This is a genomic window from Nocardia sp. NPDC004604 (genome assembly GCF_040609795.1).
Taxonomy (GTDB): Bacteria; Actinomycetota; Actinomycetes; order Mycobacteriales; family Mycobacteriaceae; genus Nocardia.
The window spans coordinates 21,432-42,954 of record NZ_JBEXLC010000074.1 but is presented as its reverse complement, the minus strand read 5'-3'; the positions used below and the strand labels follow the sequence as shown (position 1 = coordinate 42,954).

Genomic DNA, 21,523 nt, shown 5'->3' with positions numbered 1-21,523 from the left:
GTCCGACACCGTTGGTCGAACTCACCGCATCCTCGGATAGCAGTGCCTCGCCAGCGACGGTCGACAATTCGGACCCGGCCCGCGTACGGTGACTCAGAGTTCGGCCGCCAGCCGCGTGCCCTGCTCGATCGCGCGCTTGGCGTCCAGTTCCTTGGCCTCCTCGGCGCCGCCGATGAGACGCGCTCGCACACCGAGGGATTCGAGCCCGTCCTGAAGATCGCGCACCGATTCCTGACCGGCGCACACGATCACGTTGTCGACCTCGAGTACCCGCCTGCCGTCCCGGTTCGAACCGAAGCTGATGTGTAGGCCGCGATCGTCGATCCGCTCGTAATTGACCCCGCCGATCTGCTCGACGCCTTTCGCCTCCAAGGTGGCGCGATGGATCCAACCGGTCGACTTGCCGAGACTCAGCCCGAACGGTCCCGACTTCCGTTGCAGCAGTGTCACTTCCCGCACAGCGGGAATGTGCCTGCGCGCGGTCAACTGTCCCGGCGCGCGATGGTCGTGGGTGACACCCCATTCGTGCCGCCACTGGTCGAGTTCTAGTGCGGCCGGACCGTCGACGGCGAGGAATTCGCTGACATCGAAACCGATTCCACCCGCGCCTATGACGGCGACACGCGTGCCGACGGCGCGCTCCTGCCGGATCAACTCCGGATAGGACAGGACCATCGGGTGGTCGATCCCGGGGATATCGGGCACACGAGGTCGCACGCCGGTCGCCACGACGACCTCGTCCCAGCCGCCGCCGACCAACTGCTCGGCGGTGACCGGGGTGTTCAAATGCACCGTGACAGAATTCAATTCGAGTTTGCGGCGGAAGTACCGGATCGACTCGTTGAACTCCTCCTTGCCCGGGATGCGCCGGGCAAGGTCGAACTGGCCGCCGATGGTGTCGGACGCCTCGAAGAGTTCGACGTGATGACCGCGCTCGGCGAGCCCGATCGCGGCCGACAACCCCGCCGGGCCCGCGCCGACGACGGCGACGCGTTTGGCGTGCTGGGTGGGCAGCAACTGCAGCAGTGTTTCGTGACAGGCCCGCGGATTGACCAGGCAGGATACGGTTTGGCGAGTGAAGGTGTGGTCGAGGCAGGCCTGGTTGCAGGCGATGCAGGTGTTGATCTCGTCCACCCGGGACTCGGCGGCCTTGCTCACCCATTCCGGATCGGCCAGCATCGGGCGGGCCAGCGAGATGAGATCGGCTTGGCCCCGCTCCAGGATCTCCTCGGCGACCTCGGGCATGTTGATACGGTTCGAGGCGCAGACCGGAATCGACACGTGGGTCTTGAGTTCGGCGGTATATCCCACGAACGCTGCCCGCGGCACCGAGGTGGCGATCGTCGGCACCCGCGATTCGTGCCAACCGATATCGGTATTGATGACGTCGACCCCGGCGGCTTCCAATTCCTTGGCCAGCGCGATGATCTCCTCGAAGGTCTGCCCGTCCTCGACGAATTCGGCCATGGATAGCCGGAACATGAGGAGGAAGTCTTCGCCCATCGCGGCCCGGGTCCGCGCCGCGATCTCGACCGGGAACCGCCGCCGGTTCTCGGCGGAGCCACCCCAGCGGTCGGTGCGGTGATTGGTTCGCGGCGCGAGGAATTGATTGATCAGGAAGCCCTCGCCGCCCATCAATTCGATGCCGTCATAACCCGCTACCTTCGCGAGCCGGGCGCAACGCACGTGGTCGGCGATCGTCGATTCGATGCCCTCTTCGGTCATGGCCTTCGGCTCGAACGCAGTGAGCGGGGACGCCACCGCCGAGGCCGATACATTGATCGGGATATTCGAATCGCGCCCACCGTGCACGATCTGCAAAGCGATCTTGGCCCCCGCCTCGTGCACCGCGTCCGTGATGACCCGGTGGCGTTGCGCGTCGCCCTCGGTGATCATCGCGCAGGCGAAGGGCCACAGCCATCCTTCGCGGTTCGGTGAATATCCGCCGGTGACGATCAAGCCCACGCCGCCACGGGCCCGTTCGGCGAAAAACGCGGCCAGCCGGTCGATATGCCAATCCCGGTCCTCGAGCCCGGTGTGCATCGACCCCATCACCACACGATTGCGCAGCGTGACCCGCCCTACCCGGAGTGGCGACAACAAGTGCGGAAAAGCTGAACTCATGTGTGGAACCTAATGACTGCTCCGCACCCCCGCAACCGGGGTTGACCAGCCATCGGTCCGCGGGTGAAATCGATGACCGGGTGACGAGCGCTCGGTGCTCACGCTGGATCAGCGGGTGCGGCAGGCTCGATCGAGTGCGCTCCCGGCCCCGGTCGGAATGCCACGTCACGAGGGGAGTCGATGTGATGACCGGCGGCGCAGACGAGTTGGACACCGACCTCGGCCTCGCATTCTCGGTGTAGCGAGGTCACCGGCGGCCCCTCCGGATCCGCCAGGTAGCGGTCGCCCCATTGACGAATCGCCACCACTATCGGAAACACATCGAATCCCATTGGGGTGAGCCGGTATTCGTGGCGCTTGCGCTCGCCGGGCTCCTGATACGGCCGGCGGACAAGCAAACCCACCTCGCAGAGCCCGGCCAGGCGATTGGTCAGCACCTGTCTCGGCACGCCCGCGTGCTCGCGGATCTGGTCGAAACGCCGGATGCCGTTGAAGATTTCGCGCAGTACCACCACTGTCCAGCGTTCGCCGAGGATCTCCATCGCGCGGGAGACCGTGTCGTTCTCGGTGGACCAGTCCATGGCGGGTGGGTGCGGCTGTGTCATGGCAGCAGTCTAGATGCTGGATCTTATTGACAGACTCAGCCGTCGCTGCGAGGCTGCATCCATGTTTCGAACTCAGGTGGAACGTCCTGGTGCGGACCCACAACGCAACCCGTGGCCCGCGCTGATCGCGATGGTCGTCGGGTTCTTCCTGACAACCGCCGACATGATGATCGTCCTGGTGATCAATCCGGTACTCCTGCGTGCTCTGGATGCCAGTGTGGCGCAGGTGATCTGGGTGACCAGCGCCTATCTGCTCGCCTTCGCGGTACCGCTGCTGGCCTGCGGTCGTCTCGGTGATCGCTTCGGCCCCAAGTACATCTACCTCGCCGGGCTGGCGATATTCACGCTTGCCTCGCTGTGGTGCGGGCTGTCGCAGTCCATCGGCGTATTGATAGCCGCGCGCGTGGTGCAGGGGTTCGGCGCGGCGCTGATGACACCGCAGACCATGGCCGTGATCAGACGCACCTTTCCGGCCGAGAAGCGGGGCGCGGCGATGTCGCTGTGGGGTGCGGTGGCGGGACTGGCCCTGCTGGTCGGACCGATCCTCGGCGGCACGCTGTCGGATGCGTTCGGGTGGCGGTGGATCTTCTTCATCAATATCCCGATCGGGGTTGTCGGTCTTGTACTCGGTCTGCGGTTGGTGCCGGCGCTACCGACCAACCCGCACCGCTTCGATATCCCCGGCGTACTGCTGAGCGCCGTCGGCATGTTCCTGCTGGTGTACGGCCTGCAGGAGAGCGATATCCGGAACTGGGACACCCTCATCTGGATTTTGATCGCCGCCGGGTTGGTGGTCCTGGCGATCTTCGTGGTGACCCAGCTGCGCGGTGGCAGTGAACCGCTGCTGCCGCTGACGTTGTTCCGCGACCGCAACTTCGCGCTCGGCAACATCGCGATCGTCTCCACCGGCGCCACCGCGACGGCCGCCATGGTCCCGCTGTACTTCTACCTCGAAGTGGCGCGTGGGCTGTCCCCGACCCGGGCGGCGCTGGTTTTCGCGCCGATGGCCGCCATGATGCTGGTTTTCGCGCCGGTGGTCGGCAAATTCGGTGACAAGGCGCATCCTCGGTTGTTCCCCCTGGTGGGTTTCACGCTCTACGCGGTGACGATTGTCGCGATGTCGATCCTCATCCCCCGAGAGGCGCCGATCGCGTGGTTCGTCGCGGTCGGGGCGGTCAGCGGCTTCGCCAACGCGTGCACCTGGGCGCCGCTGGCGGCGACGACCACCCGCAACCTCCCCGAACACCAAGCCGGCGCCGGGTCGGGGGTGTACAACGCGATGCGCCAGATCGGTTCGACGATCGGCAGTGCCGCCATCGCCGCGACGATCACCGCGCGTATGTCCGCGCACGGTCTGGGGGGAGGCAAGATCGGGAAAGGGGGTATGGGAGCCGACATCATCCCCGACGCCGTCAAGGACCCACTCAGTTCGGCATTGAGCCAGGCCATGTATCTGCCCGTCGGATTCCTCGTGGCCGGCATCGTCGCGGCGCTGCTGTTCGAATCGGCGACGTCACCGCGTCACGATGCCGCCGAGACGGTGCCGCCCGAACCATCGCGTCCCGCCGATGCGGTCGCGGTCATGACGGCCGAGGCGGGCTGACTGTTCGTGGTCGGCCGATGAAGTTCGTCTCGTCTTCGGCGAGCCGTCCGTTGGCCTGTATCCCGGTTGGTGTACCGCGGGTGTCGCCGTCACGACCGCAGAGGTAGTGCCCGGTCGTGACGGCGAAGACCCCGGAAAGCACCAACCGGAGCACGATGTTGTCGATCATGTGGAGTCGCGGCTGTTCGAATCGGCTCTCGGCGGCCGTTGGTCTTCGGGGTTGTCCGGGTCGGGGTCGCCGAACCACCGTGACGGCGTGTGCTCGCCATATGCGTCGTGCCAGTCCCACCATTCGTAGGGCGGGGTCTGCGGGTAGCCCTCCGGTGAGTCCTCCCACTGCTCCTGGCGGCCCAGCGCGGTCATGTCGAGGTAGCTCCACGTGGTCCCCAATGCCTCGTCGCCGCGATTGTTGATGAAGTAGGTGCGGAAGACGCGCTCGCCGTCGTGAATGAATGCGTTCGTGCCGTGCCATTCGTCCACGCCGAAGTCTGCGTCGAAGTCGTCGGTGATCGTGTACCACGGCATTTCCCAGCCCATCCGAGCCTTCAACCGCTCGATGTCCTCCTGCGGCGCGGGGGAGGCATACACGAGGGTGGTATCGCGGGTGTTCAGGTGGGCAAGGTCGGGTACGTGATCGGCCATCATGGAGCAGCCGCGACAGGCATGGTCGGGCCAGCCGTCCACGCCGGGCTCGAAGAAGGCGCGGTAGACGATCAGCTGACGCCGGCCCTGGAACAGGTCGAGCAGACTCGCCTTGCCCTCGGGTCCCTCGAATGCGTACTCCTTGTCCACGGCCTGCCATGGCATCCGCCGTCGCAAGGCGGCCAGCGCGTCACGTGCGCGGGTCAGCTCCTTCTCCTTCACGAGCAGCTGTTGCCACGCTGCCTGCCACTCCTGCGGCGAGACGATCGGCGGTGTGTTCATTGTGCGATGCCCTTCCCGTCTGTACTGGTCGTTCAGCCCAGTGGTGATATGCCCGCGGAGGTGAGCGTGTTCGTGTGGTGGACCGGGTGTTCAGCGGTCGCGATTTCGAGAACCGACTTGCCCACCTGCTCCGGGGTGAGGGCGGGTCCCAAGGACCGCACGAACGTGTCGGTGTCGACTCCTTGCCGCTCGGCATAGGCCGCCACCGCCGCCGCCCCCAGATCGGTGGCGGGCGTCAACTGAGGGAGGACGGAGACGAACCTGATCCCCAGTTCGGCCCGTTCCGACTCAACGGCGGCATAGCTCGTGAGGAACCTGACGGTGGCCTTCGCTCCGGCGTAGCCGCCGCTCAGCGGCGACCCGTTGATCGCGGCGCCGCTGGAGATCGCGATCACCGAGCTGCCGCGCGCCAGCGGGCGCCGCAGCGCTTCGCGAATCCAGTGGAACGCCTGCGCTACGTCGACATTCCAGTTCTGGCTGAAGGTCTCCCACGTCTGATCCTGGACGGGGCTCATCCGCGGAGTGGCCCCCGCGCACAGGACCACCGTGCGCGGGCGATGCTCGTCGAGGAGTCGCCTGGCCGTCGCGGGATCGGCGGCGTCCGCGGCCACCGCGGTGAAGCTGCCGCCGAGTTCGTCGCGCAACGTATCGAGCTGCGCGCTGGTCCGGGCGACGCCGACGACGTGTGCACCGGCAGCCGACAGCGCCCTGGCGATACCGCGCCCGAATCCGCGGCCGGCTCCGGTCACGATCGCCGTCGTGCCTTCGAGGCCGCTGTGCTCGAATGTGCTGTGCTCGAATGTCTCGTTCACGGTCGTACTCGCTTTCGTTGGTGATGTGCTCGAGGCCCCCACTAATTCAGATACGCCGCGGCGCTGCGATTCATCGGTGCGGCGCCGACCAATTCGGTCTGGTTGCCGGTGTACTTTCTCGGCGATCGGTGGCGTGCCGACCGATGAATTTCGCTCGCCGGACGTGTCTGTACTGGTAGGGGCGCCAATCCTCGTCACGCCGAGACCTAGGAGTACGACCGTGCCGGTCCAGGAGGATTTCATCGAGCAGGCGGCGCCGTTCCGTGCCGAACTGATTGCGCATTGTTATCGCATGCTCGGCTCGGTACACGACGCCGAAGATCTTGTCCAGGAGACGTACCTGCGCGGCTGGCGCGGCTATCCGGCGTTCGAAGAACGCGCGGCGCTGCGCACCTGGCTGTACCGCATCGCGACGAGCGCGTGCCTGCGCGCATTGGAGAACCGCGCCCGCCGGGTGCTGCCGGCTGGACTGGGCGCCGGCTCGATCGACCCAGATGCGGGTCTGGACGGCGATGCCGGTGCGCACCGATGGATGCAGCCGCTGCCGGACGCGTTGACACCGGAAACGGCACTTATCGCCAGGGAAAGCGTCCGGCTGGCGGTGGTGACGGCCATGCAGGAGCTGCCCGCGCGTCAGCGGGCCGTGTTGATCCTGCGCGACGTCGCGCAGTTCAGTGCCGCCGAGGTGGCGGAAGTGCTCCACACCACCTCCTCCGCAGTCAACAGCGCCCTGCAGCGTGCACGCGCCCATCTCGCCGAGGTGGCCCCCACCGACGAAAACGTGACCGAACCGGAAGACGCCGAACGCCGTGACCTGCTCGACCGTTACTGCGCGGCATTCCAGAACGCCGACCTCACAGCCCTCACCGAGCTACTGGCGACCGACGTCAGGCTCGAAATGCCGCCGGTGCCGCTATGGTTCACCGGGCGCGATGCTGTGACTCGGTTCCTCGCCAAACGTGCCTTCGCCAAGCCTGGCGATCTCATGTTGATCCCGACCGCCGCGAACGGACAACCCGCTGTCGCCGAATACCGTCGGGGCGCAGGCGGCATCCTGGAAGCCCATTCGATACACGTGATCACCACCGGCGCCAACGGGATCGCCGCCGTCACCGTCTTTCTCGAACCAACGCTGTTCGCCGCTTTCGGCATGCCACTGACCGATCCTCCCTGCGCCACCGCAGAGAGATCGTGGTGATGCCCAGCGAGCCGACCTCGGCGTGATCAGCCGCGTATTGGGCGGAGTCCGGTGAATGCTTGCAATGTATTTGTGCCGCTGGAGGTTTCGGCAGAGCTGAGCGAGGCTGGCCGGCCCTCGGACAGATGCGTATTCTCCCGGATCATCGAGGTTCGATCGAAAGCCTGTGGCGGAATATGTTTTTGGGGTCCCACTCTGCTTTGATGCGCTGGAGCCGCGTGTAGTTGTCTCCGTAGTAGAGGGCGTGCCAGGGTGCGGTCGACGTATTCCATACGGGGTCCGCGAGGTCAGGATCTGGGTAGTTGATGTAGCTGCCGCCATTTCGGTCGTCGGGGACCGGGGCTGCGCCGGTGTCGGCGTAGATACTTCCGTAGGTGGTTCGTGCCCAGGAGATGAACCGGTCGTCGTCGCTGGGATCTCGCCAGGTGGCATGGACGAGCATCTTCATGAATGAATCTCGGGCGGGCATGGCGGTGGCGTCGGGTGCGGTGGCGTTGATCGCGCCACCGAATGGTGAAAACTCCACGAAGGATTCACCGTTCACGGTCAGGCCGACCAGCGCGCGGTAGAGGATTCGTAGCTGCTCGGGTGAATACGGTTGGCGCAGCATGGCGGCCTTGATCTTGACCCGAGCCGGGTTTGTCGGGGCCGCGTAGTACTGCTCGATGCTGTCGGCATAGTTGAGCCGGGTGGGTGGCAGCAACACGGGTGCGGGCGTGACCCCGTCGGTGACTGTGGCGAGGAATTCGTCGAGTTGGGACTGGGCGTCGCGGGGCTCTCCGTAGGAGAAGATCAGTAGGTCGGCGAAGCCTTCGATGAGTGGCCGAAAGATGAGCCGCGCGTACAACCCGGCGAATCGGTTCGCGGGCTCGCGATATCTGGAGTGGAAGTCGAGGTAGTTGCCGAGAAACCGCACGAAGGATTCCTCGGTGACCATCGGCATCGGCAGCAACAGCCGCCCGACGAGCACACTGTCGGGCCGGCGCGGGAGCGCAAGCGTCGGATCGGTCCCGTCGGAATCCGGTGAGCGCAACAGAAATCGGGATACCACGCCGAAATTGCCGCCTCCGCCACCGGTGTTGGCCCACCACAGATCTCGATGCGGGCCGTCTTTCGTCGCGACGATCAGCGAGGACTCTCCCCGTGCGTCGACTGTGACGATCTCCACCCCGTACAAGTGGTCGGCGACCAGACCGTACTGCCTCGACAAAGGTCCGTAGCCCCCGCCACTGATGTGCCCGCCCACACCGACGGCCCGGCATATGCCGCCGGGAATTGTCACACCCCACCGAGACAGCCCACGGTAGACGGAGTCCAGATCCGCGCCCGCACCGACCGAGAACGCCTTGTACTGGTCGTCCCAACCGACAGTGTTCAGCCGCTGAAGATCGATCAGACTTCGCGTGTCGGTACTGTCGACGAAATCGTCGAAGCAGTGCCCACCCGAGCGGACCGCGATCCGCAGATCATCCCGCACCGACCGCGCCACCGCCTCCTGCAATTCGCCAGTGCCCGACGGGATGTGAATCCGCTTCGGTTGCGCCACGAATCGCCGGTTGTATCCCCGTAGGGTCAGCCGCTGATAATCCAGCTCACCGGGCGCCACCGCTTGCGGTTCGGCGTGCGCCGCGAACACACCGGTCGCACTCGCGGCAGCGCCCAACGTGGCCGCTGCCATAAACCCTCGACGTGACAACGACATCCGATATTCTCCAAAGAATCTTGTCAAAGCGAAAACCCCGATGTGATCCACACCTGCGACCACTGCCGCACGACCCGGATCCGCACCGGTGTTGCGGCCAGAGCAATCGCGTTGCGCTACAGGTAATCGAAAGTTCGCAGCCGCCAGGACCCTTGGATACGGCCCGCCAGCACTCCGGTGTGCAGCATCCACAGTCCAGACGGAACCCATCTGCGCATGAACACGAAAGCTGGGTTACAAAACAGCACGACCGCGAGAGTTATCAATGTTCCGCGCAATGGATACGGCGGGCAGCCGTTCGGTCGATGTTTGGCATACACGTCGACTTGGGAGCGGCCATAGTTGAGGGACTGATGCCAAGCCTCCCGCAGTGTCGGCCGCAGCCGATAAGCAACCATGGCGCCCGGTGCGTGCCCGAGCGTCATACCGGCCTCCTGAATCGTCCACGACATGTCGAGGTCGTCACCGTAGACCATGGTCTCGTCGAATCCACCAACCTTCTCGAAGGTGGTCCGCCACATGCTCATGTTGTTGCCGTGCATCCAGTACAAATAGTGTGAAGGGAAGCGTTCCTCCGGTGGCGGCGATGGTCGCCATTTGGCCACCTTCGGGCTGTTCAAGGAGACGACCTCGATCGGACCGCCGACCGCGTCGTAGTCCGCGGCAGCCTCGACCAGTGCGCTCAGCCATCCCGGATGGACCCGATCGTCCTGATCGGTGAAAGCCAGGAAATCGCCACCTGCGGCTACCGCGCCGACATTGCGGGCGTGCGGCGCGCCAGCGCGATCGGAACTGTCGACTCGGCGCAAACGCAGCCGCTCGGCCAGCGGGTGTCCTTCGAGATGCCCGGGCAAACCATCGGTGGAGCCGTTGTCGCTGATGATCACCTCGAATGGCCCCGAATAGTCTTGTGCGGCAAGACTTTCCAGCTGCTCGTCGAGCAACGGGAGACCATTGAACACAGCAATGATCACAGAAACCAGCTCAGGCTTCTTCGCCGGCACGAGTTCGCACTCCAACACTCGATCTCTCCTAATCTTGATCAAGGGCCGGTCAAACACTGTCGAGCTCAGCCGCCTCGAAAATTACTGCCTCCCCATCGTTGGGAAGATCAATGCGGGGATGCGGTACTCGTGAATTCGCGAACCCGGTCCATTAGTTGGTTTCCCCGGATCCTTTGGCCAGGACACCGGCGGTGAAGATCTCCGTGTCGGGCTCGGCCGCAACGTGTCTTGCCTTGCAGCACACCGGTTTCGGCGACAACCGCGCGAACAGCGTCAAAGATCCGATTCGGCCGATCCGACATGGCCAGCCGGCGCCGCAAAGGTGAGCGTTCGGCCATCGGCATCAGGAAGATTCGCCCGAGACAGGTCTCGTGGGATCGGCGGCGGCAGGTCCGCTCGGTATTGCCTTGGTGTCATCCCGAACCACCGTCGACATGAACGGTTGAGGGTGCTCTGTTCGGCGTAGCCGAGCAGGCCCGCGATCTGGCTGAGGTGCAACCCCGGTTCGGCAAGGTATTTCGCCGCTTGGTTGCGGCGTACCCGCTCAATGAGTTCCTGACAGCTCAGGCCCTCGTCGGCCAGGCGTCGTTGCAGCGTCCGCGGATGCATCGCCAGTTCGTCGGCGATGACCTCGGCGCTGCACTGACCGGTGGGCAGCAACTTACGGGCCAGCTCGGCCACGCGTTCGGACAGCGCCGCACTGCTCGGAACGTACTGGGCCTCCATGTACTTCGTGGCGATGCGCCTGGTCTCGGCGTCGGCGCCCTGGATACGCCTGTCTGCCAATTCCAGGGGCAGCTCGAACCCGCACGACGGCTGCCCGAAGAGCACGGTGCAACCCAGCGCTTCTCGATAGGCAGCGTCCGAGCCCAGTTGGCCGTGCACGAATGAAACCGAGCTGGGGCGCGCGTCAGGTCCGCCGAGGAGGCGAATCATGCGAACGGCGTCAGCCATGCTCAGCTCATACCCCTGGGGTATCTCCAGGGGAGGCGGGTCGGTGATCTCGTAGGTGAACCCGACGTCGGCCTCCGTAGTGCGCGCGACCGTCAGCTTCATCGCCGGAGAATGGACGTGTAGGTAGCGCGCGATCGACTCCAGTCCACCGAGCACGGTCTGAGCATTCCGCGCGATCACCGCGATGGGTCCCAGGATGTGCAGACCCTGCCAGCGTGCCAGGCGAAGCCCGAAGTCCGGACAATCCAGGCCGGCAGCGCTCGCCTCGAACAGACGAACGGTCGCCTGGAAGGAGACGAACGCGTCCTCCTGATACTCGACGCCCGGCTGGATGTGGAAGCGCGACAAGAAAGGCTCCGGGTCAGCACCGAGCTCCTTTACCAGCTCGCGGTACCCCAACAGGGCTGCGGCACGGATCACCGTGTCCATGCGACCACCTCCTTGTGTCGGGAAATGATAAAAATCTGTCGGGAACTGTCAAGATCTGTGACGTGGCGCACAGTCATCCTCTTTCTACAGCGTCTTGTGAACACAGCACGCAGAAGCAAGAGGAAGCCATGAACGCACAACATTTCGACGTCTTGATCATTGGTGCCGGGCTGTCCGGCATCGGCACGGCCTCGCAGGTGGCGGCTGCCTTCCCCGATAAGACCATCGCCGTGCTGGAGCGACGTGAGCGGCTGGGCGGCACCTGGGACCTGTTTCGTTACCCCGGCATTCGTTCGGACTCCGACATGTACACCTTCGGATACAAGTTCCGTCCGTGGCGCGACCTGACAGTACTCGCCGCCGGCGGGTCGATCCGGGCGTACATAGCGGACACCGCCAGGCAGTTCGGCATCGACGAGAAGATTCACTACGGCCGGAAAGTCGTCACCGCGGACTGGTCGACACCCGAGTCCCGCTGGACCGTGACCACCCTGGACGAGGCGACCGGGCAGACGCGCATCTTCACCTGCGGCTACCTCGTCAGCTGCACCGGCTACTACAACTATGACGCGGGCTACCTCCCGGCCTTCCCCGGCGTGGAGCGATTCGACGGCCGGTGTATCCACCCCCAGCACTGGCCGGAAGATCTGGACTACTCCGGCAAGAAGGTCGTTGTGATCGGCAGTGGCGCCACCGCCGTCACCCTGGTGCCGGCGATGGCTCGCGACGCCGAGCACGTGACCATGTTGCAGCGCTCCCCGTCGTATGTCTTCTCGCTGCCCGCCTTCGACCGAATCTCCCAGGTGCTGGGTCGCTTCCTCCCGCAGGACTGGGTGTACGCGATGGGTCGCAAACGGAACATTGTCATCCAACGTCAGCTCTACCGGGCCTGCCGTCGCTGGCCCCGGCAGATGCGCCGGTTCCTGCTCTGGCAGGTGCGACGCAATCTCGGCGACTCCGTCGACATGAGCCACTTCACGCCCAGCTACCTACCGTGGGACCAGCGGCTGTGCGCTGTGCCCGACGGTGACCTGTTCCGGGTGCTCGCGTCGGACGATGCCTCGATCGTCACGGATCGGATCGACACCTTCACCGAGCAGGGCATCCTGCTGCAATCCGGGCGGGAACTGGAGGCCGACATCATCGTCACCGCCACCGGTCTCGACATCCAGATGCTGGGCGGGATGGCGCTCTCCGTGGACGGTGAGCCGCACGAGCTGCACGACCGGATGACATACAAGGGATTGCTCGTGGAGAGCATTCCCAATCTGGCCTGGGTCTTCGGGTACACCAACGCCCCATGGACGCTGAAGTCCGACATCGCAGGCGCCTACCTGTGTCGCCTGTTCAAGCACATGGACGATCACGGCCACACCGTGGCGACACCCCGCGATATCGAGAACTCCGCGACGGACGACGGCATTTTGGACTCGCTGGATTCCGGCTACGTACAACGCGCGAAGAACACACTGCCGCGTCAAGGATCCAAGCCGCCGTGGAAAGTTCTGATGAACTACGAGCAGGACTCCAAGATGCTCCTCGACGACCCCATCGACGACGGCCTCCTTCGGTTCGAAGCCCCCGCGCTGAAAGGTGCGATGGCATGAGCACGCCGACCTACATTCCGCTCGACGGTCGACGCGTTCGCGTGCGAATCGACGGCGATCCCGACCGCCCGCCTGTCCTGTTGCTGCATGGAATCGGCCGCAGCCTCGAAGATTGGGCACCACAGTTCCATCGACTGGCCCGAACTCACCGAGTCATCGCCCTCGACGTTCCCGGGTTCGGCTTCTCGGACCGTCCTCGGGAACGCATCACGCTGCCGGTGCTCGCCCGCGGGGTCGCGGAAACGCTCGCCGCCCTCGGTGAGGAGCGGCGCGTGCATGTCATCGGAAACTCGCTCGGCGGTGCCGTGGCCATGCAACTGCTCGCCCTCGAGCCGGCGCGGGTGGCAAGCCTGGTGCTGGTCAACAGTGCGGGATTCGGCTCGCAGGTCGCCATGGCGCTGCGGCTGCTGGCCGTGCCCGGCATCGGGTACCTGGCGACTCGGCACACCACCCGCCTCGCGGCGGAAATGAACGAGCGCCTGATCTTCGCCGACAAGTCCCTGGTCACGAAGGAGCGGATCGACCACGCCATCGCCATCGCCGAGCAGCCCGACCCCGCCGACGTGATGTACGAGACCGCCCGTGCGCTGGCGACCGGCCGGGGAGTCAGGCGCGAATGGCGAACCGAGCTGATCGCGGCCGTCGCGAAGTATCCTCGACCCACTCTGGCCGTCTGGGGAGACCTCGACCGCGTCCTACCCGCGCACCACCTGGTCACCGCACGCCAACTGCTGCCGCACGCCGAAACCCACCTGTTCACCGGCATCGGCCATATGCCGCAGATCGAGTGCCCCGATGAGTTCGCCCAGCTCGTACTGACCTTTCTCGCCGGCGCCGCAACGGCCGGGAGCCGAACAACACGGGTCGGTCTCGGTCGCGCTGATGCGCCGTCCTGATCAGCGGAGATGACGTGCACAGCACAATGCAGGACCATCCGCTGACCATTGGCGACGATCATGCGACGGAGGTCCCAGTGCTCACGTTCGGGTATGTCGGCGGGAGGCCTGGCGATCGTCCCCAGCGGGGAGGTCTCGGACATCCCCATGCCCGGGCGATGTGCACGCCGAACTTCTTCTCGAAGGTTCGCACCTCCTGACCTGAAGTTCGCCGACGGCTACACCGTCGTTGGGGAGCGCGGCGCCGCTGTCATCGACGATCCGGACCTCGACGCCGAACAGCGGGCGGCCCTGGGTCGCGGATCCACACCGCGGGCGGCCTCGATGTCATCGAGCTCGCCTGAGGCCGCGAAGCGCTTGCGGCAATCGAATCAAGAAAATCAATCAGAGGAGACATCCATGTCAACGCTCGACAAGATCACCGTGCTCGGCGGCGGAGTTCTCGGCGGACAGATCGCCTGGCATTCGGCCTTCATGGGTAAAACTGTTGTCGTCTACGATATTTCGGAAGAAGCGCTCGACCTCTGCCGCGGAGCTCACGGCCAGTACGCGGCTATCTATCTCGCCGAGATCGGCGCGTCGGTGCAGGATGTGGCCGATGCTCAGGCCCGGCTCACCTACACCACCGATCTGGCGCCGGCAGTGACCGGCCAGGACCTCGTGATCGAAGCCGTCCCCGAGATCCCGGAAGTCAAGACGAAGGTGTACGCCGAGATGGCGGGCCTGCTGGACGCCCACACACTCATCGCGACGAACTCCTCGACGCTGCTGCCTCGCGACTTCGCCGAGGCAACCGGCCGTCCGGACAAGTACTGCGCGCTGCACTTCGCGAACCTGATCTGGGCGTTGAATGTCGCCGAGGTCATGGCTCATCCCGGTACGGCTGCCGACACCCTGACGCAGATCACGGAATTCGCCATCGAGATCGGCATGGTTCCCATTCCGGTGTACCGGGAGCAGCATGGATACGTACTCAACACCTGGGTGGTCCCGCTCTTGAACGCCGCCCAAACACTCGTCACCAACGGCGTCTCCACACCGGAGGACGTCGACCGAACCTACATGATCGTCAACCGGGGCGCCGCACGCGGACCCATGGGCACACTCGACGTGATCGGCATGAAGACCGCCTACGACGTGCTCGCCTACTGGGGAGTGCACAATGACGACCAGCAGATGCTCGCCAACGCCGCCTACCTGAAGGAGAACTTCGTCGACCAGGGCAAGCTCGGGCTGCAGTCCGGGCAGGGTTACTACAGTTATCCGGAACCCGCCTACGCCGATCCCGACTTCCTTTCGGTACCACAGATATCGAGTGCTTCCGACATCGCGGCACGCGCAATGCTCACGTAGCGTCAGGACTCGAACAGAAGGTAGCGACCGGTGAAGGTGAAGCCGACCATGGTCAGCATCAGAGCCAGTTGATCAGTGAGCCGGTGCGCTTGCGGCACCGGTCGTGAGCGACGTCGACACCGAGGATGTGGCCGATCATCATGGCCAGCACCTTGGTTGCCCCCAGCGCCCCCGAGATGCGGCACGGGTTCGACCTGACGGTGCGGCCGCCGCTGCGTATCCGCCTGTACCGGTTGGGCCCCGAGCATCACGTCTTGTTCGGGGTGGTCCATCACATTGCGGGAGACGGCGAATCCATGGGGATTCTCCAGCGTGATCTCCTGATCGCCTACCAGGCACGGGCCCTCGGCCTGGTCCCGGAATGCCCCAGTCCGGCAACGCAGTTCGCGGATTACGCCATATGGCTGCGGCACCTGCTGGGCCCGGATACCCCCGTACTCGAGCAGCAGACGCGGTACTGGCGCACCATGCTCGACGGCGTGCCGGAACAGCCGGTGCTTCCCGTCGACCGGCCCCGCGCCGAGCGGCGGTCGAATACGGCGGCCGCGGTCCCCGTTCTCGTCGACGCCGATACCCATCGCGAGCTCGCCCGGACGGCACTCGACTGCCGGGTTTGCTGGGTCGCCTGCCACTGGTGGGCGGCGGCTTCGGAGAGGAGTCGGCGATCGCGGCCAGTTCCCGGTCGTCGTAGCGGGTGACCAGATCCATCGAGGCCGTCGCGTGGCAGTCGAACAGCCGATTTCGGCGCCGATACGAATGTGACGTTGCTGGATCGGTAACCGGATCGGGTCAGTGGCTGGTTCACGTTCATGCCTCGCTGTGCGCGGCGAGTGCGGGCTCGGTCTGTTCGGTGGCGCGGTGGATGCCGCGCAGGAGCAGGACGGCGGCGGCCACCACCACTGGCGCTGGGGTGGGCTCGACGATGACGGCGCACACGCCGCCCCAAGCCAGCACCATCCACGCCAGGAAGGCCGGCGGGACGATGCCGCGCCGATCCATCCACATCACGAGCAGGCCGACGATCAGCAGCGGCAGGCCGAACCCTGCCGGGTTGCTCCAAAAGGCGTGGGCCGGCAGGGTGTCCTCCGCCCAGTGGCCCCACAGCTGCAGCGACAGCCAGTCCTTGAAGTAGGCATGGCTGAGCAATAATCCGGTTGCGAGATGCCCGGCGCCGATGAACGCGATGATGCGTCCAGACCATGTGATCATTTGATTCACACTCCTATTCCTTTTCTGCGGGTGCTGTAACTGCTTGTGCTGCAACAGATCAACGGCTTCGGCACTGCCATCGGCGACCTGGGGCCGCTGCCGCTGCGTCCTAATGGCGACACCGCCCTACCCGGGCGGTCCCCAGGCTCTGGACGGTTGTGCGACCAACTCTCGACTCAGCGCTGTGGGACATTTGCTGGCTCCGGTGGGGTCGGCGGTGCCGAGTCGTCGCTCGAGGTCCGTATGTTCGGCCGGGGTCGGGGTGGCGCGCTCAGCGCGGTGAGAGCGACGAGTAGGCCGAGGGAGAACGGCCCGACCGGCGTCAGGTCGTGCCCGAGTCCGAATGCCATCGCGCAGGCCCATGACACCATCAGGGCCGCCGCCAGGACGGCGGCGTATCGGACGACGAAGCGGCCCGCCGCCGCGGGAGCCCGCAGTGACCACACCACGACCGCCGGAACCGAGATGAACAGCACGCAGCTGAACAGCCACATCGCATACAGCGCCTGCTTCGGCGAGGATAAGGTATCGCTGGTCAGCAGCGCGGCCGGCCAGCCCTGAAAGGTGGCCAAGGCGGTGTGGAGGATCGCATTGAGGGCTCCGACGAGCGTAGCGACCCACAGCAGCACCCGCCGCCCGGGGCGAGGGCGGACCGGTGGTTGTGACTCTTCGGCCGACCGGGGCGGCCGGGCCAGCAAGGCCAGGCCCGCTACAGCAGCGTGGAGCGTCCATTGCGGCAACGACCGCAGCCCGGACGCGCCATCGACCCAGACACCGGCCGCCGCGTACAACAGTGCCTGCGTGCCGTTCAACAGCGCGATGTAGCCCAGTGCCGGCCTGGTCACGGGCGCTGGCTTGCGTGGTAGGAGCAGCAGGACGACCGGGTAGCTCCAGGCGATCGCCGACATGCCGTGCCACATCATCCGTAGCCCCTGTTGGGCCTCGGCGGTGGCGTTGCCGGCCATCAGCGCGCCGATCGTGGGAGTTGCCTGCACAAAGGTGTGCAGCACGGCGGTGATCGTCGCGACGGCCACAGCGGTCTTCAGCGCCCACGGCCGCGCGATGGTCACCGTGACACTCATGTCCGGCGCCATGGTCGTTGCCGAGTTGTTCATCTCGGCTCACCTTCTGGCGTGGATATGCCGTCGCGGCGGTCGGACCGCCCGGAAGCCGAGCTGGGCTCGGGCACGGGATGGGTGTGTCGGCGGGTTCCGGCCAACAGCAGGATGTTGGCGAGCAGCAGAATCGGCCAAGGCGTGGTCACGAGGACCACGGCGCCGACCAAGGTCCAGGCCCTCAGTGTCCAGGCGATGAAGGTGGGTGGGGTGACGCCCCGGCGGTCCAGCCACAGCACAATCAGGCCGACTACGACGAGCGGCGGCCCGAAGCTGTAGAGGCTGAGCCAGTACGCGCTGCCCGCCGGGCTCATCGCGGCGAGGTCCTCACCCCACAACCCGCCGCTGAACCACGTCCCGGCGTGCAGCGCGGCCTTTTCCAGAGTCAGAGCGAGGAGCGTGTGCGCGGCTGCGAACAGCGTGATGAGCCAACCGGCCCACTTGATCATTTGCTTTCTCCGTTCTCGTCACGGGGCGCTGTGGCCCGTCGGGGTTGTCCGCGCGGCTCCGGTCGTGCCGGGCGTGCGCCTATTGCCGGGGCAGCGCCGGGTAGACGACCAGATAGCGGAAGGGTGCGAAGGCTGAAGGTTTCTTCGGGGCAATCAGGCCGCCGTAGGATTCGCCAACCACCAGGCCGATTGGCCGCCGAACTCGTCGCCGATCACCCGGGCGTAATCGTCGGCCTGTCGGCGATCGTGTGCCCGGCATGTGCCGTTGGCGGGTGACCACTCAGATGGCGTATCCGCTTCGGAATATGACCCGGCAATGGGAACGCGCTCGGCTCAACCGCAGGTATCCAGACACCGAGTCGCATTCGGGCAGGTGAGGACATGGTCGGAGCGCAGCGGATCGAGCGGGGCGGGCAGAGTGAGACGTTCGTGAAGGGGATCTCATCGGTGTGTCCTTCCCAGCGGTTGTCGGTTCGCGAATGCGCGTCCCGGCTGATATACGGCAACGTATAACATGGAGGTTAGACCAGTTATACGGTGGCGTATAGAACTGAGAGATGTGAAAGGAGTCATGTCATGGGTGTGGCCCGCACGCCGCGCGAGGCGTGGATCGAGCAGGGCTTGCGGACACTGGCCGCCAGCGGCGAGGAGGCGGTCCGTATCGAGGTGCTGGCCAAGGCTCTCGGCGTGACCAAAGGTGGGTTCTATGGCTACTTCGCCGACCGCAACGCGCTGCTGGCCGCGATGCTGGACACGTGGGAGCGTGAGAGCGTCGACGAGGTGCTCGAGGCCGTGCAACGCGAGGACGACTCACGCGACAAGATCGCGCTGGCCGGCCGATTGACCCTGTCCAGCGATCGTCTGCTGGGGGTCGACCTCGCAATCCGCAACTGGGCCCGCCGCGACGAGGCGGTCGCCGCGCGGCTGCGCCGGGTCGACAACCAGCGCATGAAACTGGCGCGCGAGATGATCGGCACCTTCTGCTCCGACCCCGACGAAATCGAGGCCCGTAGCCTACTCGCGTTCTGCCTGGCCATCGGAAACCAATTCCTCGCCGCCGACCACAACGGTCGTACCCGCGACGAGGTCCGCGCCCGCGCATCAGCGATCGTGCTCAACCGCCCTCCGAGCCCGACACCGTAGGGATCGGAGCCAGTTCGTGAGACTTCCGCTACCGGGGAGAACTGCAGAAAGGTCGGAGAGATGACAGACACCGAGATGTCGCACGGCAAAGGCTTTGAAGTACACACGATCTTCGAAAAGATCGCCGGATACTACGACCGGATGAACCTCGTCATGACGCTCGGCCGTCATACGCGCTGGTGTCGCGAAGTGGCCACGCGGGCGGCGCCGCCCGCAGGCGGACAGTTGTTGGACCTAGCCACCGGGACAGGTGCAATCGCCTTGGCGGCGGCACAGATATATCCCGCTGTCGCCGTGACGGGTGTCGACTTTTCCGAAGCGATGCTGGCTCGTGCACGGATCAAATCCGGGGCCGGCACGGTTCGGTGGCAGCAGGCCGATGCGACCCGTCTGCCGTTCGAGGACGAGTCCTTCGACGCAATTACCGAAGGCTATCTGCTCCGCAACGTCGAAGACCTGGCCGGAGTACTTCGCGAACAGTACCGAGTCCTCGCGCCCGGCGGCCGGATCGTCATCCTCGAAACCTGCCCTCCCAGTGGCCCGATGAAGCCGATACTCACATGGGGAATGCGCACGATCGTTCCCCTGCTGGGGCAAACGGTCGCTCGCGACCGATCGTCGTATACCTATCTCGAATCCAGCACCCTCGGCTTCACCTCACCTCAACACGTGGCAGATGCCCTCGGGGAACTGGGCTTTCAGAACATCGGCTGGGGTAAGAAATTCTTCGGCACCAATGTCATCCTGTGGGCCACCAAGCCAAGTCGATGAGGTTATCGTGGCCTGGTCACAGCTTCTCGGATGAGCTGCAGCAGGGCGCGGGCTGCGGGCGTGAGGGCGGCGGGATCCTTCGGGACGATCACTGAATGGCATTCAGCCGATTTTGACGCCGCCGTCCGCATTCACCCGGCGCGACTTCGCGCAGCCGGAGCCGTGCGTGTCCGCGAATCAGTCCCGGCATCCACTGCACGGACGGCGAAGGCCGCATCTCTGATGACATGATCACTCAGTTGGTACTCCGGTAATCCGGCTCCACGCCGGACGCGAGACGACCGCGAACATGATCGCCTCGAGCACAGTCGCGTTGATGGAGAAACCGTTCCGCGCAGGCATGTGCTTCGCCGGTGGGCGGGTAGCGCAGGAGCGGGAACGCGACGTGGTCGATGATCGAGTCGATGATGTCGGCGGCGAGTGGTCGTGCGTTGAACATTCCTCGGGTGCGGAGGTCCGCGTGTGTCGCAGGTCCGGTTTGCGATCTTGGTCGGGTTAGTCTTCACATCGAGCCCCGAACCGCCGGCAGAGCCGGTCCCGGGTTGTCTTCACATTCGGTCCGACTGTTCGGAGGAGCGCTGAGCGCACTTCAGCGATCGCTTTCCAACCAGTTCCGGATATATGCGCACCAATGTCGACTCGGTAACGGGAGGATGCGTGGACTGGGAAGTGTGGCAACGGAGTTGGGATCGGCAGCAGGAGCTGTACATGCGGGATCGCGAGGAGCGGTTCCGGGTGATGCTCGAAATCGTCGAGGCGACGGCCGGGAAGTCACCGCGCGTACTGGACCTGGCATGTGGAACCGGCACCATCAGCAGGCGGTTGTTCGCCCGGCTGCCCGAGGCGACTTCGGTGGCGGTGGATAGGGACCCCACCCTGCTCGCGATGGCGAGGGGATCGTTCGCCGGAGATTCCCGTATTGCGTTCGTGGTCGCCGATCTGGAGGAACCGGGGTGTACGCCGGAACTGCCCGCCGAGCCGTTCGATGCCGTGCTGACCGCAACGGCCACGCATTGGATGCAACCAGAAACGTTGGCCCGGCTGTACACGGACTTGACCGCACTGTTGCGCCCAGGGGGCGTATTCGTCAATGCGGATCACATGCCCGATCCCGAGACCCCGAAGCTCAACGCCGTCGACGAGATCATCCAGAGCAGCCACCAGGAGCGTGCGCGGGCGGAGGGGGCACGCGATTGGGAGGAATGGTGGGCCGACGTCGCCGACGAGCCCCGGCTCGCCGCCGAATACGCAGCCAGCCGTGCGATTTTCGACAGCGGGGTACAGGGCGTGGCGCAGCCAATTGCCTGGCACCGTGCTCGACTGTACGAGGCCGGATTCGCCGAAGTCGGGGTGGCGTGGCGGTCGGTCACCGACGCGGTGATCGTTGCGACCCGGTAACCGTGCGGGCCGCAACACTGTCGGCTACCCCCCTCTACCCCGAAGGTCACGTGCGCGTTCGTTTCCGAGGCCACCGCGCTGCGGGTGACTGTATGGGCCGATCACGAGCTTGCTGCTGCCGAGTTGCAGCGAGCGCTCGACCGTGACGGCGACAATTTCGCGGTCGAATAATCATTCCCCCCGCTCACGCGCTGGCTCCTGGATTCGACGCACCAGCGCTGAGCCGA

General features: G+C 65.3%; 18 protein-coding genes and 1 pseudogene. 9 read left to right on the top strand and 10 right to left on the bottom strand.

What is annotated here, in order from left to right; translation table 11 throughout:
* Window positions 1-93: 93 nt before the first annotated feature.
* Entirely contained in the window at window positions 94-2,124 is a 2,031-nt protein-coding gene (locus ABZW16_RS25445) for an NADPH-dependent 2,4-dienoyl-CoA reductase (RefSeq protein WP_354958525.1), read from the bottom strand.
* A gap of 98 nt (window positions 2,125-2,222) precedes the next feature.
* Window positions 2,223-2,729 carry a helix-turn-helix domain-containing protein gene (locus tag ABZW16_RS25440; protein ID WP_354958524.1) on the bottom strand — a complete coding sequence of 169 codons (507 nt, stop codon included), beginning with the start codon at window positions 2,727-2,729 and terminating at the stop codon, window positions 2,223-2,225.
* Window positions 2,730-2,790: 61 nt separating this feature from the next.
* Here ABZW16_RS25440 and ABZW16_RS25435 point away from each other — a divergent pair, with 61 nt between their 5' ends.
* Window positions 2,791-4,332, top strand: a complete 1,542-nt coding sequence (locus ABZW16_RS25435; protein ID WP_354958523.1) for a DHA2 family efflux MFS transporter permease subunit — start codon at window positions 2,791-2,793, stop codon at window positions 4,330-4,332.
* Between the two features lie 165 nt (window positions 4,333-4,497).
* Here ABZW16_RS25435 and ABZW16_RS25430 read toward each other — a convergent pair whose 3' ends face one another.
* Together ABZW16_RS25430 and ABZW16_RS25425 are read right to left on the bottom strand one after the other, a co-directional pair.
* A complete protein-coding gene (locus ABZW16_RS25430) occupies window positions 4,498-5,256 on the bottom strand; it encodes a DUF899 domain-containing protein (RefSeq protein ID WP_354958522.1) in 759 nt (252 codons plus the stop codon).
* A 32-nt stretch (window positions 5,257-5,288) separates the two neighbouring features.
* Window positions 5,289-6,068 carry an SDR family oxidoreductase gene (locus ABZW16_RS25425; RefSeq protein WP_354958521.1) on the bottom strand — a complete coding sequence of 260 codons (780 nt, stop codon included), beginning with the start codon at window positions 6,066-6,068 and terminating at the stop codon, window positions 5,289-5,291.
* 220 nt (window positions 6,069-6,288) lie between these two features.
* Between ABZW16_RS25425 and ABZW16_RS25420 the strand changes: the two genes are divergently transcribed.
* Window positions 6,289-7,266: a sigma-70 family RNA polymerase sigma factor gene (locus ABZW16_RS25420; protein WP_354958528.1), complete on the top strand. Its 978-nt coding sequence runs from the start codon at window positions 6,289-6,291 to the stop codon at window positions 7,264-7,266.
* Between the two features lie 142 nt (window positions 7,267-7,408).
* Here ABZW16_RS25420 and ABZW16_RS25415 read toward each other — a convergent pair whose 3' ends face one another.
* From ABZW16_RS25415 to ABZW16_RS25405, 3 genes and pseudogenes are all read right to left on the bottom strand, one after another.
* The gene (locus tag ABZW16_RS25415) at window positions 7,409-8,968 is read right to left on the bottom strand and encodes an FAD-binding protein (protein WP_354958520.1); all 1,560 of its coding nucleotides are present in this window, start codon (window positions 8,966-8,968) and stop codon (window positions 7,409-7,411) included.
* A gap of 116 nt (window positions 8,969-9,084) precedes the next feature.
* A complete protein-coding gene (locus tag ABZW16_RS25410; RefSeq protein ID WP_354958519.1) occupies window positions 9,085-9,942 on the bottom strand; it encodes a glycosyltransferase family A protein in 858 nt (285 codons plus the stop codon).
* 423 nt (window positions 9,943-10,365) lie between these two features.
* Window positions 10,366-11,355: pseudogene (locus ABZW16_RS25405) on the bottom strand (AraC family transcriptional regulator); the annotation flags it as partial.
* Between the two features lie 128 nt (window positions 11,356-11,483).
* On the opposite strand from ABZW16_RS25405, the gene ABZW16_RS25400 reads away from it, so the two are divergent.
* The 4 genes from ABZW16_RS25400 to ABZW16_RS25385 all read left to right on the top strand — a co-directional run bounded on the left by ABZW16_RS25400 (window position 11,484) and on the right by ABZW16_RS25385 (window position 15,909).
* The gene (locus ABZW16_RS25400; RefSeq protein ID WP_354958517.1) at window positions 11,484-12,962 is read left to right on the top strand and encodes an NAD(P)/FAD-dependent oxidoreductase; all 1,479 of its coding nucleotides are present in this window, start codon (window positions 11,484-11,486) and stop codon (window positions 12,960-12,962) included.
* Complete coding sequence (locus tag ABZW16_RS25395) at window positions 12,959-13,858, top strand: alpha/beta fold hydrolase (protein WP_354958516.1); 900 nt, start codon at window positions 12,959-12,961, stop codon at window positions 13,856-13,858. The genes ABZW16_RS25400 and ABZW16_RS25395 overlap by 4 nt, the downstream gene beginning before the upstream one ends.
* 399 nt (window positions 13,859-14,257) lie before the next feature.
* Window positions 14,258-15,211, top strand: coding sequence for a 3-hydroxyacyl-CoA dehydrogenase (locus ABZW16_RS25390; RefSeq protein WP_354958515.1), 954 nt, complete (start codon window positions 14,258-14,260; stop codon window positions 15,209-15,211).
* A 140-nt stretch (window positions 15,212-15,351) separates the two neighbouring features.
* Window positions 15,352-15,909, top strand: coding sequence for a condensation domain-containing protein (locus tag ABZW16_RS25385; RefSeq protein ID WP_354958514.1), 558 nt, complete (start codon window positions 15,352-15,354; stop codon window positions 15,907-15,909).
* Window positions 15,910-16,018: 109 nt separating this feature from the next.
* Here the strand turns inward: ABZW16_RS25385 and ABZW16_RS25380 are convergent, their stop codons facing one another.
* The 3 genes from ABZW16_RS25380 to ABZW16_RS25370 form a co-directional block, all read right to left on the bottom strand.
* Window positions 16,019-16,420 (bottom strand): DUF6463 family protein, encoded by a 402-nt coding sequence (locus ABZW16_RS25380; protein ID WP_354958513.1) that lies wholly within the window; start codon window positions 16,418-16,420, stop codon window positions 16,019-16,021.
* Window positions 16,421-16,596: 176 nt separating this feature from the next.
* Window positions 16,597-17,535 (bottom strand): hypothetical protein, encoded by a 939-nt coding sequence (locus ABZW16_RS25375; RefSeq protein ID WP_354958512.1) that lies wholly within the window; start codon window positions 17,533-17,535, stop codon window positions 16,597-16,599.
* Window positions 17,532-17,984: a DUF6463 family protein gene (locus ABZW16_RS25370; protein WP_354958511.1), complete on the bottom strand. Its 453-nt coding sequence runs from the start codon at window positions 17,982-17,984 to the stop codon at window positions 17,532-17,534. Before ABZW16_RS25370 ends, ABZW16_RS25375 begins: the two co-directional genes overlap by 4 nt.
* Before the next feature lie 576 nt (window positions 17,985-18,560).
* Between ABZW16_RS25370 and ABZW16_RS25365 the strand changes: the two genes are divergently transcribed.
* The 3 genes from ABZW16_RS25365 (at window position 18,561) to ABZW16_RS25355 (ending at window position 21,296) form a co-directional block, all read left to right on the top strand.
* Entirely contained in the window at window positions 18,561-19,127 is a 567-nt protein-coding gene (locus ABZW16_RS25365) for a TetR/AcrR family transcriptional regulator (protein ID WP_354958510.1), read from the top strand.
* Between the two features lie 60 nt (window positions 19,128-19,187).
* A complete protein-coding gene (locus tag ABZW16_RS25360) occupies window positions 19,188-19,898 on the top strand; it encodes a ubiquinone/menaquinone biosynthesis methyltransferase (RefSeq protein WP_354958509.1) in 711 nt (236 codons plus the stop codon).
* A gap of 708 nt (window positions 19,899-20,606) precedes the next feature.
* Window positions 20,607-21,296: a class I SAM-dependent methyltransferase gene (locus ABZW16_RS25355; RefSeq protein WP_354958507.1), complete on the top strand. Its 690-nt coding sequence runs from the start codon at window positions 20,607-20,609 to the stop codon at window positions 21,294-21,296.
* Window positions 21,297-21,523: the final 227 nt, after the last annotated feature.

Excerpts from the sequence above, each read along its gene's own strand:
- ABZW16_RS25445 (WP_354958525.1), bottom strand. The coding sequence starts at position 2,124 with ATGAGTTCAGCTTTTCCGCACTTGTTGTCGCCACTCCGGGTAGGGCGG.
- ABZW16_RS25440 (WP_354958524.1), bottom strand. The coding sequence starts at position 2,729 with ATGACACAGCCGCACCCACCCGCCATGGACTGGTCCACCGAGAACGAC.
- ABZW16_RS25435 (WP_354958523.1), top strand. The coding sequence starts at position 2,791 with ATGTTTCGAACTCAGGTGGAACGTCCTGGTGCGGACCCACAACGCAAC.
- ABZW16_RS25430 (WP_354958522.1), bottom strand. The coding sequence starts at position 5,256 with ATGAACACACCGCCGATCGTCTCGCCGCAGGAGTGGCAGGCAGCGTGG.
- ABZW16_RS25415 (WP_354958520.1), bottom strand. The coding sequence starts at position 8,968 with ATGTCGTTGTCACGTCGAGGGTTTATGGCAGCGGCCACGTTGGGCGCT.
- ABZW16_RS25400 (WP_354958517.1), top strand. The coding sequence starts at position 11,484 with ATGAACGCACAACATTTCGACGTCTTGATCATTGGTGCCGGGCTGTCC.
- ABZW16_RS25395 (WP_354958516.1), top strand. The coding sequence starts at position 12,959 with ATGAGCACGCCGACCTACATTCCGCTCGACGGTCGACGCGTTCGCGTG.
- ABZW16_RS25390 (WP_354958515.1), top strand. The coding sequence starts at position 14,258 with ATGTCAACGCTCGACAAGATCACCGTGCTCGGCGGCGGAGTTCTCGGC.
- ABZW16_RS25385 (WP_354958514.1), top strand. The coding sequence starts at position 15,352 with ATGGCCAGCACCTTGGTTGCCCCCAGCGCCCCCGAGATGCGGCACGGG.
- ABZW16_RS25380 (WP_354958513.1), bottom strand. The coding sequence starts at position 16,420 with ATGATCACATGGTCTGGACGCATCATCGCGTTCATCGGCGCCGGGCAT.
- ABZW16_RS25375 (WP_354958512.1), bottom strand. The coding sequence starts at position 17,535 with ATGAACAACTCGGCAACGACCATGGCGCCGGACATGAGTGTCACGGTG.
- ABZW16_RS25370 (WP_354958511.1), bottom strand. The coding sequence starts at position 17,984 with ATGATCAAGTGGGCCGGTTGGCTCATCACGCTGTTCGCAGCCGCGCAC.
- ABZW16_RS25365 (WP_354958510.1), top strand. The coding sequence starts at position 18,561 with ATGGGTGTGGCCCGCACGCCGCGCGAGGCGTGGATCGAGCAGGGCTTG.
- ABZW16_RS25360 (WP_354958509.1), top strand. The coding sequence starts at position 19,188 with ATGACAGACACCGAGATGTCGCACGGCAAAGGCTTTGAAGTACACACG.
- ABZW16_RS25355 (WP_354958507.1), top strand. The coding sequence starts at position 20,607 with ATGCGGGATCGCGAGGAGCGGTTCCGGGTGATGCTCGAAATCGTCGAG.